A 15,020-nucleotide genomic window follows, 5' to 3' on the forward strand; every position below is an offset into this window, starting at 1 on the left:
GGAATGGGCGGAATGGATTTCTAAGCTCTTATTCCGTAGAGGTAATAAAGAAACGGGCCTTCTGTGCCCGTTTTTTTATGCTTTTTCACGTTTCATACAGTTTTTCCTTTTATGACAGTTTCTTTATCTTATAGGATTGTTCTATTCTCCTCTGGTTGATCTACCGTCATTGTGAATGAATCTCACTCTTAATCCATAGCTTTTTCTCTTGTTTTTATGAAATGTTTCTATTGTGCGGGGATCGTGGTTTCCTTTGAAAATATTGTGCTAATAAAAATATAACTATTTGATTTATAGTCATTTATTCCTAATGCAGTTCTATTTTTTTATTTCAGGTTTATGCATGCACCGTTAAAAAATCCTGTGTTTGTGCTTCATAAGGTGAGAGGTCACTACGGTTTTTATGAACCAACGTAATCATTAAAAGTCAGTAGTTAAGAGTTAGTACCTATTGAGCGTTGGAAAGACAGAGTTGAAAAGAGCATGATGGGGCTGGTTTGTTTTTTTATGAAGAAGATGCTGGTATTTCAAGCTTTTGCATAGGAGAATAAGCATCTCTCTGTTTCGTTGATCTCTGAAATGGGGAGACTGCTCCATTTGAGAAGCTTAAAGATAAAAGCTAATTTTTCGCCTTGCTCTCATCTTTTTTTCGGTAAGCTCATCACCTAAACTGGAGCCAAACCCATGTTGTTATACTCAAGTTCTGTTTGTTGCCTATATTGTGACAGAAAATTCTTGAGTGGGGAGCAATTTTTGAGCTAAGGAGACCATGACAGGTAGCCGAAAAAAATCATTACGAGACAGTAGGCGCGCTTGTTTTAGAATTTTTAATGCTTCTAATGATAAAGGCACGCGAAATTCTGTTGTAGCCTCAAGCCTTCTTTGCATATTTTCGAGCCAAGGATTTTCCATATATTCTCTTCAACTTGACCTTTATGCATAGAACATAAGGGAATTGGGAGGCAGGGAATTGAGAGGGTGGGAGGAGCCGGCTTGCTTTTTTATTCAACGTAAAGATGAGAGGCTTTATGTAAGGCTACCATTACATTGCTTGTTTATGCGCTTCTTTAAAAGAAATATCTTTTAATACAAATTCTTGGCAATGCTATTTATGAAGAGTATAAAATCATTTGGATATCAATAGTTTATTAAAAAAATGTACGTTGATATGATCATTTTCTTATGTTAGCAAAGTTGTTGACTTACGCGTTTGTTAAAAATCTCTCTTCATGCCCCTCAATTCATTTCATGAAAGCGTTTGTGAAGAGTGTGTAAAAATTTCCCATGAGACGTGAAGAATCATCAATAAAATCTCCGTGATTTCAAAAAATAACGAATGGCTTTTATATAAGATTGAACACGTCTCATGTTTTTTATTTATTTTAGAGCTGAATATTCGATTTTTGTGTAAAAATACTTGCTAGCGCATCTATGATACGTGAGAAATCAAGCGCTAATAAGAAAATGATGAATATAATCCACTTCGTATAGCGTGACATCATTTTTACACTTTTATAAGTTGTGATGATTTCTTGTAGGATTTCTTTTTCCTTTTCTGTAAGCTCTGTTTGTTTTTCTGTTTTTTTTCTAGCCATGTTTCCACCCACACAAGCCTTCCCCTTGTTTGTTATGCTTTAAAATATCTCTTGCGAGATTTGAACTGATGGTATTGAGATCTTTTTTGTCTAAATAAATGGGCAGCCAACCAACGCAAGAAAAAGGCTCATTGATTGTTTTTATCGCGCAACCAGTAAGTAAGAGCAGCGCGTACATCAGCATCACTTTTTTGATTAATTTCATTTTCCACCTCTAGCCTTGTTGTTGATGACTTTAGCGTTTTTTCTATTTGCTTTTGTTGTTCAATCTTTTTTCCAAGAGTGAAAGCTTTTGCTAAAGCGATAAAAAAAGCGGTCAGAGCCGCTCCTGTTATCATCAGATTTTTTTTCATCCACCACATCATAAGCGCTGCTCCCGAAACCGTTTTGCTACAAAGAAGATGCCTGCACAGGCGGCTAAAACCATAATAGTTGCCAATGCCCATTGGATGGGACCATTGCCTGCCAATAAGCCTCCAAGTCCAGAAAAAGAACCAATAATCGGTGTAAGCGCTTCTGCTTTGAAAAATCCCATGGGTGCTTGCGTTTCTACGGTTTGGTAGTTGGGAGAAACATAAGCACCTTTTGCCCATAATCCTGCTTCGGCTGCACGACGATGCACTAGACCGTGAAGACGTTTTCCTCCTGCTTTGGTCCACTTTTGTAATTCAGCAGGGACGGCTTCATATTCGCCGTTATTGAGTTTTTTGAGCAGGGTCGAATTACAAAAAGCCGATGTTCCTATATTATAGCAAAACGATACGAGCGCGGCGAATTGTTCATCCGTTAAGGAAACTGTCACATTTGTTTCAACGGTATTTTCAAATTGTCTTAAATCTTGAGAAAGAACTTCTTCTGCTTGCTTTTCAGTGATTGTCATGCCCTTGCGAACGAACGGTTTGCCAGCAGCGCTGGTATGTCCATAGCCGATTGTCCACACCCCGATGGCATCTTTATGGGCATCTAAACGCAATCCTTCCCATTGTTTAATGAGTGCAAGCCCTGCTGATGATATTTTTCTCATTTGCTTCTCCATAAAATAAAGCCTCACTTTAAAGTGAGGCTGGTCAACATATTAAAAATGAAATTTTTCACTCTGCAAAAACAGAAGAGACGTGAAACTTTAATGAAATCAAAAGGTTAGTTGTGGCATTTTAGAGAAGGGGGTCATGGTTGGCCAAGTGGGACAATGGTGGGGCTAGTGTTTTCCGTTAAGAGATGTTGTTGGTTTTGAGACTTGATGCTGGTTTGTTGATAGGGTCTTGTTGGTGCTGGTCTTATTGGTGCTGGTGATGTGGGTGCTGGTGATGTGGGTGCTGGCATTACGGTGGCATTACGGTTGTGTTAGCGGTGGCATGAGAGGTGAGGTTGGGAAGGGTGACATATATGTTGGTGAATGGAACGCTTAGAAGGCACTGTTGGCGCGGCAGGGGTTGGAGGGGTGCACAATGATTTGTGTTGGCACTGGTATTGGTGTTGGCATTGGTTCTGGTGATGTTGGCGATTGTGTTGGTGTACTCAATGGTATGACGGCGGTATATGACGGTTGTGTTAGCGGTGGCATGAGAGGTGAGGTTGGGAAGGGTGACACGTATCGTATTGGTGAATGGAACGCTTAGAAGGCACTGTTGGCGCGGCAGGGGTTGGAGGGGTGCATAATGATTTGTGTTGGCACTGGTATTGGTGTTGGCATTGGTTCTGGTGATGTTGGCGATTGTGTTGGTGTACGCAATGGCATTACGGGGTATTACGGGGGGCATTACGGCGGTATGACGGTGGTGTTAGCGGTGGCATGAGAGGTGAGGTTGGAAGGGTGACACGTATCGTATTGGTGAATGGAACGCTTAGAAGGCACTGTTGGCGCGGCAGGGGTTGGAGGGGGGCATAATGATTTGTGTTGGCATTGGTATTGGTGGTTGCGGTTGTTTTGGCAGTGGTTGTGATGTGGAGGCGCTGGAGATAAAAGCGGACACTCTTAGAAAAAATCTACAGAAAGAGGCGTGTGCTTTTACTTAACATCCAAAACCATAAAATATTTTATGTATTCAGCCCTCTATCTATTCCAATATGGATTATTGTTAAGAAGAGCTTTGGAATTTTGATACAATTTTAAAATCAGCTGATTTTGATCGAACAGCCCTGTTTTGCTTTTTGTCTTTAAGAGGTCACGTTGCTTGCTGTTTTTGTTTTACGAACGCAAAGCTGGTTTGCTCAGAGAAATCTTAGCTGTAAAGCAGCCTCTCTTCGTTCTTTGATACATAGGAATATGGAAAAGCCTTAATTACATCGTTAAAGATTTGTATTCAGTAATCCTTTTTTGGTGGGAGGAAACGGAAACAGTTTTTCCCTCTGTTATTCTTAAGTTTCTCTCAAATCTCTCTCTCAGAGTTTCTTGCTTTTTGTTTACTTTTTCATGTTCAGCATCCGGATTGGCTTTTAAATATTGTTCTAGACGCTTTCTTCCTTGCGCATGTTTGTATAAACTGATGGGAAGATAGGAATCTAACTTTTCAGCAGATAAAGATGAATTTTGTTCACATAATACACCCTTAACATTATCTTTGTGCAATCTTGCTAATTTATCAGATTCAAGATGAAGCTTTTTGGCAAGGCTTAAGCTGAACATTCCACATTCAGAAGAGCTTCGCTGAATATCCATTTCTGCTGTGGTAAAAGAATAAGGAGGCAGTTGAAGACATTGGAGGGTTTGATTGATTTTTATCCCTAGCCTCCCAGCACTAATATTATTGAAGGTTGTCGGTTCAAACATGATCAAAGAGATTTTGTCATCAACTGTTTGATGATCAATGACAGCAAAATGGATTCTGCTGCCCATATTGACGACAAATCGGGAAGATTTTGCTCCGCTCTCGAGTGTTTCTTTGAGCGTGTAAGTAAATTCTTCTTCTGTAAGAGCCAATTTGAGATTCATTTCTGGGTATTTGCGATTTGCTTGTTCCACGAGAGCCGGCATCAGTTTAAGATCTGTATCTGCATAATAAGCATTGATCCAACGGCCGGTGACGAGATCATCTTCTAAGCCTGTAATAATAGCTTTTAACTTTTCCTGACTCAAGGTGCTCTCTTCTTTTGGAGGAGCGTTGAGTTGTTCTAAACGGGCAATAAGGCTTTCTAAGGATTCATTTTCGATGTTACTTTCTGCCATTTGTAATGCATGAGCGGCAGTATCTTTTGAATCTTGTGGCTTCATAATATGAACCTCCGTGGTTATAATCGGGAGGCAATATTATTTTCTTATATTTTGACCAAATAATGTTTTGAAAAAGAACCTTTATCTCTTGAAGATTAAGGAAAAAATCATTTTTCAGCTACTTTATAAGAAAGTGCGGGCAGGCCTTTTCAAAACTTGCGTGTTTTATGTTTTTTCAAAGTCTTAAAATACGGGCTTTAAAATGGGCTACTTTTAATAGAATACTCTTGTTTTTCCTTTTGTTTGAAGAGGTCACGTTGCTCACTTTTTGCATCGTTCCCTCTTCCAAACGAAAAAGAAGATTGACTAACAGCAATTTATGCTTAACCGTAAAGCCGCAGAGCTTCATTCTTTATGGGTATGAAAAAAGTCTCCATTACATCATCAGAGATTTGTATTCTGTTGCTCTTTTTCTGTGTTGTGAAACAGAAACAGTTTTTGTCTCTGTTGCCACCAAGCTTCTTTCAAATCTCTCGGTTAGAGTTTCTTGCTTTTTGTTTACTTTTTCATGTGCTGCTTCTGGATTGGCTTTTAGATATTCCCTAAGACGTCTTCTTCCTTGCACGTGTTTGTATAAACGAGCTGGAAGATATGGATCTAACTTTTCAGCAGGTAGAGGCGTGTCTGGTTCACATAACATACCTTTAATATTATCTTTGTGCAGTCTTTTTAATTTATCAGCTTCGAGATAAAGCTTTTTGGCAAGGCTTAAGCTAAACATTCCACATTCAGAGGAACTGCGTTGAATATCCATTTCTGCCATGGCAAAATGAATATTAGGCAATTGGTGATATTCAATGGATTGTCGCGTTCTTAATGCAAGTAAGGCAGGGAGCGTGTCACGCAGTGAGGTAGGTTCTAAAAATATCAAAGAGATTTTGTCATCAACTGTTTGATGATCAATGACCGCAAAATGGATTCCTCTATCTTTTGCGTTAACGATCAACCTAGAAGATTTTATGCCTTTTTCGAGTGTTTCTTTGAGTGAGAGTGCAAAGTCATCAGGTGTCATTGCAAGTTTAAGATTCATCTCTGGATATTTACGATTTGCTTGATCTACCAAGGCTGGCATCATGTAAAGATCTAAAATATCATAATAATTTTTTATCCAACTGCCATCGGCATTATGCTGTTCTAAACTAGCAACAATATCTTTTAATTCCGCACGGTTGAATGGAGTGTTTTTTATTTTTTCGATGTTGAGCCGTTCTAAATGTGCAGCAAGAGTGTCTAATGATGCATTTGCATGCGCTCCTTCTGGTGCACTTGCTCCTTCTTGTGTTTGTGAGGAATGAGGGTGGGCAGAATCTTGTGGCTTCATAATATGAACCTCCATATTGATAATCAATGGACGATATTATTTTCTTCAATTCTGGCTAAACAATGTTTTGAAAAAGAGCCTTTGCATCTTGAAAGATGAGGCGATGAAAACATATCGTTTTCATATTTTCATTCGTATATCGCTCATCATTTCTGTGATGTATGACATTGATATTTTATTGGGATATTTTATTAAAGCGTTCTATTGGGAGCTCTTATTGAATACTGCTTATTTTGAAAATCTTAACATATAGGGCTGTTGGTGATAAAAATTGGATGATGCAAAAGAAAAACAGTCAGAAAAAGACGAAAAATACCTTCAAACAGGAGACTTTTAAAGATTGTCGCAAAACACACTGTTTGATAACAACCTATAATAACGCAAACATTTGATGATGAAATATAGGCGCAAAAAATCCCTTACCGCATCTGTTATTAAATACGATTTTTCATATTCTGTCAACAGCAAAACGATTATTTTTCCTCCTTTATCGCGGGGGGAAAACTACAAAAAAAGCGTATTTGTTAGCTATGCAGCAAAATATGTTGTTTTAATGGGAAAGTTTTTTGATATGGCAAAAAAACATTTTCTCCTTTGAAAAAGGGAGAGGGGAAATAAGGAAGGGGATGACTGGGAGAGGGGAGAATTGTGGTTTTGAAATCCGTGGTATTTTATTGATGGAATTGGGAGGGCGGTGGCTGGGGGATGTTATGGGGATAAAGCTTAGGTGGGGGCAATCGTGTTGGCGATTGGGGCTTGTTGCTGGCTGCCGTATTAATGGTGGCGTGATGGGTGGATTGTTACCGGTGCCATGTTGTTGATGAGGAAAGAGATTGTTGGTGGGGGCTTTTTCTTTCGTTTAAGGGATGATGCTTTTAATTTTGTAAAAAATAAACGGGTTCATTTAATTATAAATTGTTGATTTATAATGATATTTTAGCCGTTTGTTTGTCTTGAATGAGAAACTCAGATTATGCTGCAATCAAAGCCATGTCGTTTGTTTGTCATAAGATCAGAAGAGCTGTATAGGATTGTACAAGAAAAGGCGTTAAATGACGATAATGAATTGTCTGAAGAGCTAAGGATGTTGCGATATCGGGGGAAAGTGTATGAAAAGTGTATGATGAGGGTGGTTTGTTACAATGGAGGTCGATGGGGGGATATTGCTGTCTGAAGGAGGGGCAATATTTATCTTGCTCATGCTATGAAATATGCCGTGAATTATTTTCCTTTGAGGCGTGGTGACAGTGGTGATATATAGTTGAGGCACGGGTAGGTATAAGGTAAGTTGCTTTGATAGATTGAAGTGTTTTTAAAAGGGTGTTGTGGATATTCTAAAGCTTGTTTGTTGCGCGCAGCCTGTCAATCCCATGAAATTCCATGAAAGGACAAGTCCAGTGGATCTCAAGTGCACCCTGCCAAAGGGAGGGCTTTATAAAGGAGCTGGTTACCAAGAGGCTTTGTTACAAAGGGGGTAGAATCTTTAACCTGTGAGGGATAAGGAAACGATGGGTGTTTTTAGCCAATGCTCTTTTGGGTAGAACTGTCAAAATGTTTATAAAGGGCATCAAGAATAATACGCAACGAACCAACAAGAGTAGGCAGTGGTTGATCTTCTATAACAAGATATTGTAATGCCGCATGAAAGTTGTGTTGACGATGCAAATATTGCGCTTCTTTAATCGCTTCTTGCATCTCTTCATAGTGTTCCGTTGCTCTTTGAACCCATTGCTTTTTTGCTTTCTCATCTGATGCGCTGTGCGTAAAACCATCATAATAGCCGTTTGGTAAACCTTTTGCACATAAATAGTCGTTTCTGATTTGTAAGTAACGTTGTGCTGTGTCGTATTGTTCTTTACTGATGCCGGATGAATCCTCTTTATAGCCAAGCAAACAAAGACGTCCAATATAGGTTCCGACAAGCGGATTTTTCGCTTCTTCGAGGCTTAAACCAAAGTGTTTTGCACGCATTTCAATCGCAGATTGAAGCGCAGATTCGCTGGAGTTTTGGGCACGTGAAATACGGACATTGGGCTCTAGCTTTCCTGTTATTTTCAGTCTACCACGTTTTTTACGTATTTTCATGAACTTAACCATTTAAATGAAAAATAAACTGTCTGTTGATGGGGGACAGTGATGTAAAAAGCACTTTAAGCAAATATTAGGGGGAGCAAATACTGGGGGAATATAAGCCGTTGCAGATCAAAGGAGAAACGGATACTAAAGGCGTCTTTAAGCACAAAGAACAGCAACGGTGTGGGGCGAAAAAATCATCGTTAAGGTGTTTCTGACCATTTTTATCTTATCCCTATCAGTCTTATCTTCCACACTTATCGTACTGGTTTTTTCATGGATAGCGGATTATTTGCTTTTTTAAATATTTCTCAACTTCTCTGAAACAGTTGAAGAGAAACTTTTGTCACAGGTGAATAAAAAAACAAGAATGATGTTTTATGGGTATGTCCTCATCTTTCTAATAGGAAGTCTTTTCTAATAGGATTATTTGCTTTCTTTCTTATGAGCGTGTTGCGGAAACTTTTCAGTTTTGCCTTTGAAAAGTCATTGTTTTTAGTGGTGTTTTATCATTCGTGGGGCTTTGTTCTTGGGAGGCTGGGGTTTTCTTATTGGGCGCTGTATCAAGATGTCTGATGTAGATCAGACTGCTAAACATATCTTTATCCTTTATAAAGGATTTTGTCTTCTTTTTGAGCGGTACAAAGCTTCAAAAACAAACTTTTCAATGGGCTTATCATAGCATAATATCCTTATCTTTTCAAATAAAATATGGTTTATCAGTTCAAAATAACAAAATAAACTGTGAAGGGGCAAGCGATTTATGGTCCTCTTTTATAGAGGATATTTTGCTGTTTTAATGGATTTTATCATAAGACGAGAGAATGTCGTTTAAAGGAAAGGATGCATTATCGAAAGAAGCTGTTTTTATAAGTGGAAAATGCCTTTATAAAAAGATGCTTTTATAGGAGATGCCTTTATAAATGTGGGGGCTATGTGGTGCGAGATATTTCATTTTTAATGAAGAATTTTTGAAATGAAGCCTTTTAATTAAGAAGCTTTCAAATGAGGATTAAGGTTGTTTGTCGTACGCTTTGAATGTTGGATAATCGGCTGCTTGTTTGACTTTGTTGTGTGTTGCTTTTTAAAGAGGCATGTCGTAGGGCTCTTTTGAGCCCATTTCGCAATGGTGCTCATGAAGGGTATAACGATAAAGCTTCCCCAATGAAATAATATAAAATCTATTGGATGTTTTCATCTTTACATTTGTGAAGAAGAAAGCCCGTATCATCACACACTTTGCTTGCTTCCAATGTTAGCGACAGCTCTTGGCGTTTGAGGCGCTTCATGAGAGGCATTTGTCATTCTTTCTTCATGTTTTACTCTATATGGCTCTTTCTGCTTGTAACGTGCAAGAGACATGGTTTGGATTGATTTAATATGGAACAGGTTTGGAATAAGACAATCCTACGCTATTTAGGGTTCTTATTCAATATACAAAACAATAAATTGTTATAAATCAGTATGTTATTTGTAAATCTTTATACATAAGATATTTTTTAGATTGAATATTTTTGCTTGTTGAGTTTTGTGAAACATTGTCTTTTGAGGTGTGGGTAATAGATAAGGGAATACAATGGTGTTTGTGCGTGTAACCCTGAGAAATTGTATGTTGTCATGTATGAGGAATTTTAAAAATAGACTTAAAAAGTCTTATAGCGCGGGTTTCATGGTGAAAAGAGTGCTCGATAAATCGGTTTTTCTGGTTGTATGTACTCAAAGAGTGAGGGGAATTTTAGACGTGAGAAAATATCAGTATGATCGAAGATAAATCACAACAGCAATCTGCCCATGAGGGAAATACGGCTTTTGCATCACAGCCGGTGTTGGATCAGTCTGCGGTTTTTAAAAAATTGACGGCTCTCTCAAGAAAAGATTACGTCATCATTTTGTGTTTGGCTATCCTCTTGTTGGTGCTTTTTTCCGCGACTGTCTATATGAGCCCTTTGGAATTTTTTCACATTGTATCCAAGGAACAGTTTCAAGCACTGGAGGAAATGAAACCAGGAGAACTTCGAAAAATGATGAAGGAGATCTTGAAACAGCCGTTTGAAAATAATCCTGTAGTCTTGTTTTTGCGTGATGCGGGATGGAATAGTGTGTGGGCTTTTTTATGCTTTTTGCCGCAAATGATTTTTTGTTGTCTTGTAGTGTGCTTTCCACTCTTTTTTGTCTTGAACGCCATCTCTAAACGGGATGTGAAGGAAATGATGAAACTGTGGGATACATTGCCAGAGCAGCAACAGCTAAACAACCAAACTCTCAACAGAATACAATAGGGAAACAAGTGGCTGCTTCTTTTATGAGTACTTTTGTAATTTTGACCACAGTATGGTGGAGTGCTGTCATGTTTCTCGGGGAGATCATGATACTTGTTTCTACCTTGATGACAATCTTAGCACTTTATTATTCGTTGATAAAACGGACAATATTGTTGTGTGGGGTGCGGCGGAAATTAAAAAAGGGTGCAGCGCAAAACTTGAGACATAATCAGACAGTTAGCGTAGGACAGAATACAGTGCTTGCAACACAGTTCAGCCCCCTTTCTTTTCAAGAGTCTTTGGAACTTTCAAGAAAAGATTATTTTATGATCTTTTCTATAGCCTTCATTGTGATTGTGCTTTTCGCAGTTGTGCTCGCTTTTTTTTCTCATTTTCCAAAATCTGCAATTTTTTTATACAATTATACGCCTCTATTGTTGAAGGTTGGCGGTTTTGGCATGTTGCTGCTGTTTTGGTTCTGTGCGTGTATTATTGTCGCTTTACCTATCACTTTAATCTTCCATAGTATTCTTTATTATGGCGTGAAAAAAACAATGAAGAGATTAGAAACATGTGCTTGAGAAGAGAATGAAAATGATGATTTCACATCAATGTGATAGGGGAAGAAAGTGACTATTGTTATACAATTTTTGGTTTGGTCAGGGTTCACCATCATTGCCATTTTAATGTTTATGGTTATGATCAGGCTTCCTTACCTGTTGATCAAGCATATGAAGCTGTCTTTCAAGCTCTCTCAAGATTTGAAAAAGAATGCGACACAACAAAAGCAAGCTATACAACCACTGCGTAATGATCTGGGAGAAATGAAAAGACACAATCTTGTGTGTGATACCCTTGATGCGAAAATGCGCTTTCTTAACTTCAAAGAATCTCTGCCTCTTTATTCAAAAGAATATAAAATAATCTTTTTTATCTTTATTGTCTTTACTGTTTTGCAATCTGCTTGCTCTATCGCAAATTTTGTATGGTGGAAAAATGATAGCGTTGCCTTTATTATGCAGCTGTTGAGTATTCTATGGTTAGGGATTCTTCTCTTTTTTCCGATCATTGGGATCATGTGCATAAAATTAACGAGAAAATTGAACAAAATACTTCAACAATTGGAAGAAGCGATAAAACAACGCGATCAGGCAATGCGTGTGCAGAATGTGGAAGGCGGACAAAATGACGAGTAGTCTTATAACATTAATAGCCTGTTCTTTTCTGTTCTTTACGCTCTTAAGTGTTTTAATATGGGCGCCGGTCGTTGTCATTTATTACCTGTTTATCAAGCGTGCGAGGCTCTATTGCCGCGTGAAAAAGGAACTGAAATGCGTGCTGAATGAACGCGATATTGCCTTAAAACAGATTTCTCAAAAATAAAAAGTAGCAGAATGTTTGATAAAAAACAGCTTTCCCTTGTTTGGCAAGACTATAAGAAAATATTCTATATTTCTACGGTTATGGCGACAGCTCCAATAGTTATAACGGTTGTCGTTCAGATATGGAGAGGAAGAGACTTTGTTTCTTTTGTCATATTCGAGCCACTGACATGGATGCTTGTCTGTGCTTTTTTATTCTTACCAATAGTTTTTATTATGCGTTTTATCGTGACCCGTCAGTTGAAGAAAATGATAGGGCAATTGGAAGAAGAGGTTGAGCAGAAAGGAGCTCCAGTCATATTATACGATGTGAATGAGGGGAAAGTGAGCGAGGGGACAAAGTGAAGAGAGGCTTTTATTGCCATGAGCTTTGCTTTTGACATGTTCATTAAGGAGTATGGGGTGCACTTCACGTTTTATGCTTTTTTATATTTGTGTCGTGTTTTGAAAAGCATTGAGGCTTTTGCTTGAGTAGGGTTCTTGTTTGAGTGGGGGCGGGGGAAGAGTGAAGAGAGGCTTTTATTGCCATGAGCTTTGCCTTTGATATGTTCATTAAGAAGCATGGGGTGCATTTCACGTTTTATACTTTTTTATATTTGTGCTGTGTTTTTGAAAAGCATTGAGGATCTTGCTTGAATGGGGCTTTTGCTTGAGTGGGTGTGGGGAAGAGTGAAAGGATGCCATGAGCTTTGCCTTTGATGTGTTCATTAAGGAGCGCGGGGTGTACTTCACGTTTTATGCTTTTTTATATTTGTGTCGTGTTTTTGAAAAGCATTGAGGTTCTTGTTTGAGCGGGGCTTTTGCTTGAGCATGTGTGGGGGAAGAGTGAAAGGATGCCATGAGCTTTGCTTTTGACATGTTTATTAAGGAGTATGGGGTGCATTTCACGTTTTATGCTTTTTTATATTTGTGCTATGTTTTTGAAAAGCATTGAGGTTCTTGTTTGAACGGGATTTTTGCTTGAGCGAGTGCGGGGGAAAAGCGAAGAGAGGCTTTTATTGCCATGAGCTTTGCTTTTGACATGTTCATTAAGGAGTATGGGGTGCACTTCACGTTTTATGCTTTTTTATATTTGTGTCGTGTTTTGAAAAGCATTGAGGCTTTTGCTTGAGTAGGGTTCTTGTTTGAGTGGGGGCGGGGGAAGAGTGAAGAGAGGCTTTTATTGCCATGAGCTTTGCTTTTGACATGTTTATTAAGGAGTATGGGGTGCATTTCACGTTTTATGCTTTTTTATATTTGTGCTGTGTTTTTGAAAAGCATTGAGGCTTTTGCTTGAGTAGGGTTCTTGTTTGAGTAGGGCTCTTGCTTGAATGGGATTTTTGCTTGAGCGGGTGCGGGGGAAGAGTGAGGAAGGGCAGTTTCTTAATCTCTGGATAAAAAGGTTTTGTGCAATATGATTCTGGCATTGTGGGAGGTGCTGGTATACATGCTGCGGCTTGCTAAATAATAATCTTTATCATTTTAGGGCTTTGTTAGATTGACAACTGGGCTTTGAAGCAAAGGGGTGCATTTTCAGGCAAATGGATTGAAAATTTTTGAGGGAAAGATGAGCGTTTATGCCATGTGCTTGAGGACGCTTTAGATAAGGGCGATGAATGAGGTTGATCTGGGAACGAGGTTGATCTTGGCAGCGTGCTTGGGCCTTTCAATATGGGGCACTCCCTTGGAAAAAGGAAATTGTAGCCCCCTTCAGTTGATTTCTTATTTGCTGCGCACCCTTGGGGCTTGTGTATTGAGAGCTGATATTAACACTTGATAGCTTTCTCACAAAAGCTTTATGGAAGGGAAGAGGCTGGGCTTTGAAAAAAATATCAAAAAAATCTATTGGGGCCGGCTTTGCTGATGGTTCAAGTGGTGGTAGCGAAAAAGCAACTTCGTTACGATTTTCTTGCACCAGTTGGCTTCTTCTTTGGAAAGAAGCTTATCTCTTGGAAATAAAAAAGCACTTAGAATTTTAAAGCCAGAGCCCCAAATTTGTGCAATAGAAGAAGATATTCTTATGAAAGTTTAATCGACGAGAAAAGAGAAGCCTTAAGACAGCAGAGGATACACTGTGCGTGATGAAAACATGATGTTTGAAGGTAATGGAAAAAAATGTAGCCTTGATATTGTCTTTATAAAAGATGAGGGATACAAGCGCTTGATATTGATTGAATTCATTGTGAGGACGAAAGCTTCAGTTCATGAAAATGGCTTAAAAATTGAAACAAATGAGGGATAAAAAATGAGGGGCAATGGAAAAAATGTACCATTGGATGAAGAACCACGGTCGTTTTCGCTTGAAGAAGCGTTTTTGACACGCAAAAATTGTAAAGTCATCTTTTTCATTGCTTTCATTATTAGCGCTTTTAAAGTGGCACTCTTTATATTTTTTGAGTGGGATTTGACAGAGTGGTCGAATTATATCCTGTTCATTTTAACATTAATATTGGGTTTTATATCAACGCTTCTTTTTGTGCTCATTCCTGTTGCCTTTGGGGTCCGTATCATCTTTACGCGTTTGTTGAAAAAAAAGATCGATAAGTTGGATCAAGAAATCTGGAAGCGAAGAAAAACCGCTTCTCAACAAAACAGCGCGTGAAGGGAGGGCAGAAAATGAATACCGGTCTTTACATATTCTCATGCGTTGTAGGAGACCTTCTATTTTTGCGATGTTTGAAGGTAATGGAAAAAATGTAGCTTTGATATTGTCTTTATAAAAAATGAGGGATACAAACGCTTGATCTTGATGAACCCTCATTCATTGTGAGGACGAAAGCTTCGGTTCATGACAATGGTTTAAAAATTGAAACAAATGAGGGATAAAAAATGAGGGGCAATGGAAAAAATGTACCATTGGATGAAGAACCACGGTCGTTTTCGCTTGAAGAAGCGTTTTTGACAAGCAAAAATTATAAAGTCATCTTTTGCATTGCTTTCATTGTGGCAGTTTTGAGAACGGTTCTTCTCTTCGTATCAATGTTGCTTGGGTCGAAGTTGGCTTCGTGGGAAGGGTATGTCGTGGCAGCTCTCTTGTTAATCATGGAGCTTATATCAACGCTTCTTTTTGTGCTCATTCCTGTTGCCTTTGGGGTCCGTATCATCTTTACGCGTTTGTTGGAAAAAAAGATCGATAAGTTGGATCAAGAAATCTGGAAGCGAAGAAAAACCGCTTCTCAACAAAACAGCGCGTGAAGG

20 protein-coding genes and 1 pseudogene are annotated in these 15,020 nt (G+C 38.6%); 12 read left to right on the top strand and 9 right to left on the bottom strand.

All coding sequences use genetic code 11. The features are described 5' to 3' along the window. Positions 1-783 precede the first annotated feature (783 nt). The 6 genes and pseudogenes from ACFIK6_RS02870 to ACFIK6_RS02895 all read right to left on the bottom strand — a co-directional run. A pseudogene (locus ACFIK6_RS02870) lies at positions 784-953 on the bottom strand (integrase); the annotation flags it as partial. A gap of 429 nt (positions 954-1,382) precedes the next feature. Then, on the bottom strand, positions 1,383-1,595 hold the full coding sequence (locus ACFIK6_RS02875) for a hypothetical protein (RefSeq protein ID WP_375625312.1): 213 nt from the start codon (positions 1,593-1,595) through the stop codon (positions 1,383-1,385). Next, entirely contained in the window at positions 1,588-1,800 is a 213-nt protein-coding gene (locus tag ACFIK6_RS02880) for a hypothetical protein (RefSeq protein ID WP_375641699.1), read from the bottom strand. The genes ACFIK6_RS02875 and ACFIK6_RS02880 overlap by 8 nt, the downstream gene beginning before the upstream one ends. Beyond that, positions 1,724-1,960, bottom strand: a complete 237-nt coding sequence (locus tag ACFIK6_RS02885; RefSeq protein ID WP_375641700.1) for a hypothetical protein — start codon at positions 1,958-1,960, stop codon at positions 1,724-1,726. The genes ACFIK6_RS02880 and ACFIK6_RS02885 overlap by 77 nt, the downstream gene beginning before the upstream one ends. After that, a complete protein-coding gene (locus tag ACFIK6_RS02890; protein ID WP_375641701.1) occupies positions 1,957-2,619 on the bottom strand; it encodes a lysozyme in 663 nt (220 codons plus the stop codon). The genes ACFIK6_RS02885 and ACFIK6_RS02890 overlap by 4 nt, the downstream gene beginning before the upstream one ends. A gap of 143 nt (positions 2,620-2,762) precedes the next feature. Continuing rightward, positions 2,763-2,918, bottom strand: a complete 156-nt coding sequence (locus ACFIK6_RS02895) for a hypothetical protein (RefSeq protein ID WP_375641702.1) — start codon at positions 2,916-2,918, stop codon at positions 2,763-2,765. Between the two features lie 125 nt (positions 2,919-3,043). Here ACFIK6_RS02895 and ACFIK6_RS02900 point away from each other — a divergent pair, with 125 nt between their 5' ends. The 3 genes from ACFIK6_RS02900 (at position 3,044) to ACFIK6_RS02910 (ending at position 3,611) form a co-directional block, all read left to right on the top strand. After that, positions 3,044-3,214 carry a hypothetical protein gene (locus ACFIK6_RS02900; RefSeq protein ID WP_375677342.1) on the top strand — a complete coding sequence of 57 codons (171 nt, stop codon included), beginning with the start codon at positions 3,044-3,046 and terminating at the stop codon, positions 3,212-3,214. A gap of 39 nt (positions 3,215-3,253) precedes the next feature. Continuing rightward, positions 3,254-3,391, top strand: coding sequence for a hypothetical protein (locus tag ACFIK6_RS02905; protein ID WP_375641703.1), 138 nt, complete (start codon positions 3,254-3,256; stop codon positions 3,389-3,391). A gap of 91 nt (positions 3,392-3,482) precedes the next feature. Then, entirely contained in the window at positions 3,483-3,611 is a 129-nt protein-coding gene (locus ACFIK6_RS02910) for a hypothetical protein (protein WP_375641704.1), read from the top strand. A gap of 265 nt (positions 3,612-3,876) precedes the next feature. Here ACFIK6_RS02910 and ACFIK6_RS02915 read toward each other — a convergent pair whose 3' ends face one another. Together ACFIK6_RS02915 and ACFIK6_RS02920 are read right to left on the bottom strand one after the other, a co-directional pair. Continuing rightward, on the bottom strand, positions 3,877-4,806 hold the full coding sequence (locus ACFIK6_RS02915; protein WP_375641705.1) for a YopJ/AvrA family T3SS effector serine/threonine acetyltransferase: 930 nt from the start codon (positions 4,804-4,806) through the stop codon (positions 3,877-3,879). A 376-nt stretch (positions 4,807-5,182) separates the two neighbouring features. Then, entirely contained in the window at positions 5,183-6,127 is a 945-nt protein-coding gene (locus ACFIK6_RS02920) for a YopJ/AvrA family T3SS effector serine/threonine acetyltransferase (RefSeq protein ID WP_375641706.1), read from the bottom strand. Positions 6,128-6,753: 626 nt separating this feature from the next. Between ACFIK6_RS02920 and ACFIK6_RS02925 the strand changes: the two genes are divergently transcribed. Next, complete coding sequence (locus tag ACFIK6_RS02925) at positions 6,754-6,948, top strand: hypothetical protein (protein WP_375677343.1); 195 nt, start codon at positions 6,754-6,756, stop codon at positions 6,946-6,948. A 697-nt stretch (positions 6,949-7,645) separates the two neighbouring features. Here the strand turns inward: ACFIK6_RS02925 and ACFIK6_RS02930 are convergent. Then, entirely contained in the window at positions 7,646-8,212 is a 567-nt protein-coding gene (locus ACFIK6_RS02930) for a hypothetical protein (protein WP_375641708.1), read from the bottom strand. 1,745 nt (positions 8,213-9,957) lie between these two features. On the opposite strand from ACFIK6_RS02930, the gene ACFIK6_RS02935 reads away from it, so the two are divergent. The 8 genes from ACFIK6_RS02935 to ACFIK6_RS02970 all read left to right on the top strand — a co-directional run bounded on the left by ACFIK6_RS02935 (position 9,958) and on the right by ACFIK6_RS02970 (position 15,017). Next, entirely contained in the window at positions 9,958-10,479 is a 522-nt protein-coding gene (locus ACFIK6_RS02935; RefSeq protein ID WP_375641709.1) for a hypothetical protein, read from the top strand. Further along, on the top strand, positions 10,419-11,042 hold the full coding sequence (locus ACFIK6_RS02940; RefSeq protein WP_375677344.1) for a hypothetical protein: 624 nt from the start codon (positions 10,419-10,421) through the stop codon (positions 11,040-11,042). Before ACFIK6_RS02935 ends, ACFIK6_RS02940 begins: the two co-directional genes overlap by 61 nt. Positions 11,043-11,090: 48 nt before the next feature. Then, positions 11,091-11,657, top strand: a complete 567-nt coding sequence (locus tag ACFIK6_RS02945; protein ID WP_375677345.1) for a hypothetical protein — start codon at positions 11,091-11,093, stop codon at positions 11,655-11,657. A gap of 198 nt (positions 11,658-11,855) precedes the next feature. After that, positions 11,856-12,188, top strand: a complete 333-nt coding sequence (locus tag ACFIK6_RS02950; RefSeq protein ID WP_375641713.1) for a hypothetical protein — start codon at positions 11,856-11,858, stop codon at positions 12,186-12,188. 1,454 nt (positions 12,189-13,642) lie between these two features. Then, positions 13,643-13,801 carry a hypothetical protein gene (locus ACFIK6_RS02955; protein ID WP_375641719.1) on the top strand — a complete coding sequence of 53 codons (159 nt, stop codon included), beginning with the start codon at positions 13,643-13,645 and terminating at the stop codon, positions 13,799-13,801. A gap of 95 nt (positions 13,802-13,896) precedes the next feature. Continuing rightward, the gene (locus tag ACFIK6_RS02960; RefSeq protein WP_375641720.1) at positions 13,897-14,064 is read left to right on the top strand and encodes a hypothetical protein; all 168 of its coding nucleotides are present in this window, start codon (positions 13,897-13,899) and stop codon (positions 14,062-14,064) included. 3 nt (positions 14,065-14,067) lie between these two features. After that, positions 14,068-14,424 carry a hypothetical protein gene (locus tag ACFIK6_RS02965; RefSeq protein ID WP_375641721.1) on the top strand — a complete coding sequence of 119 codons (357 nt, stop codon included), beginning with the start codon at positions 14,068-14,070 and terminating at the stop codon, positions 14,422-14,424. 227 nt (positions 14,425-14,651) lie between these two features. Further along, positions 14,652-15,017, top strand: coding sequence for a hypothetical protein (locus tag ACFIK6_RS02970; RefSeq protein ID WP_375641722.1), 366 nt, complete (start codon positions 14,652-14,654; stop codon positions 15,015-15,017). The last annotated feature ends 3 nt before the right edge of the window (positions 15,018-15,020 follow it).

Source organism: Bartonella sp. AS69XJJH (genome assembly GCF_042195585.1).
Taxonomy (GTDB): domain Bacteria; phylum Pseudomonadota; class Alphaproteobacteria; order Rhizobiales; family Rhizobiaceae; genus Bartonella.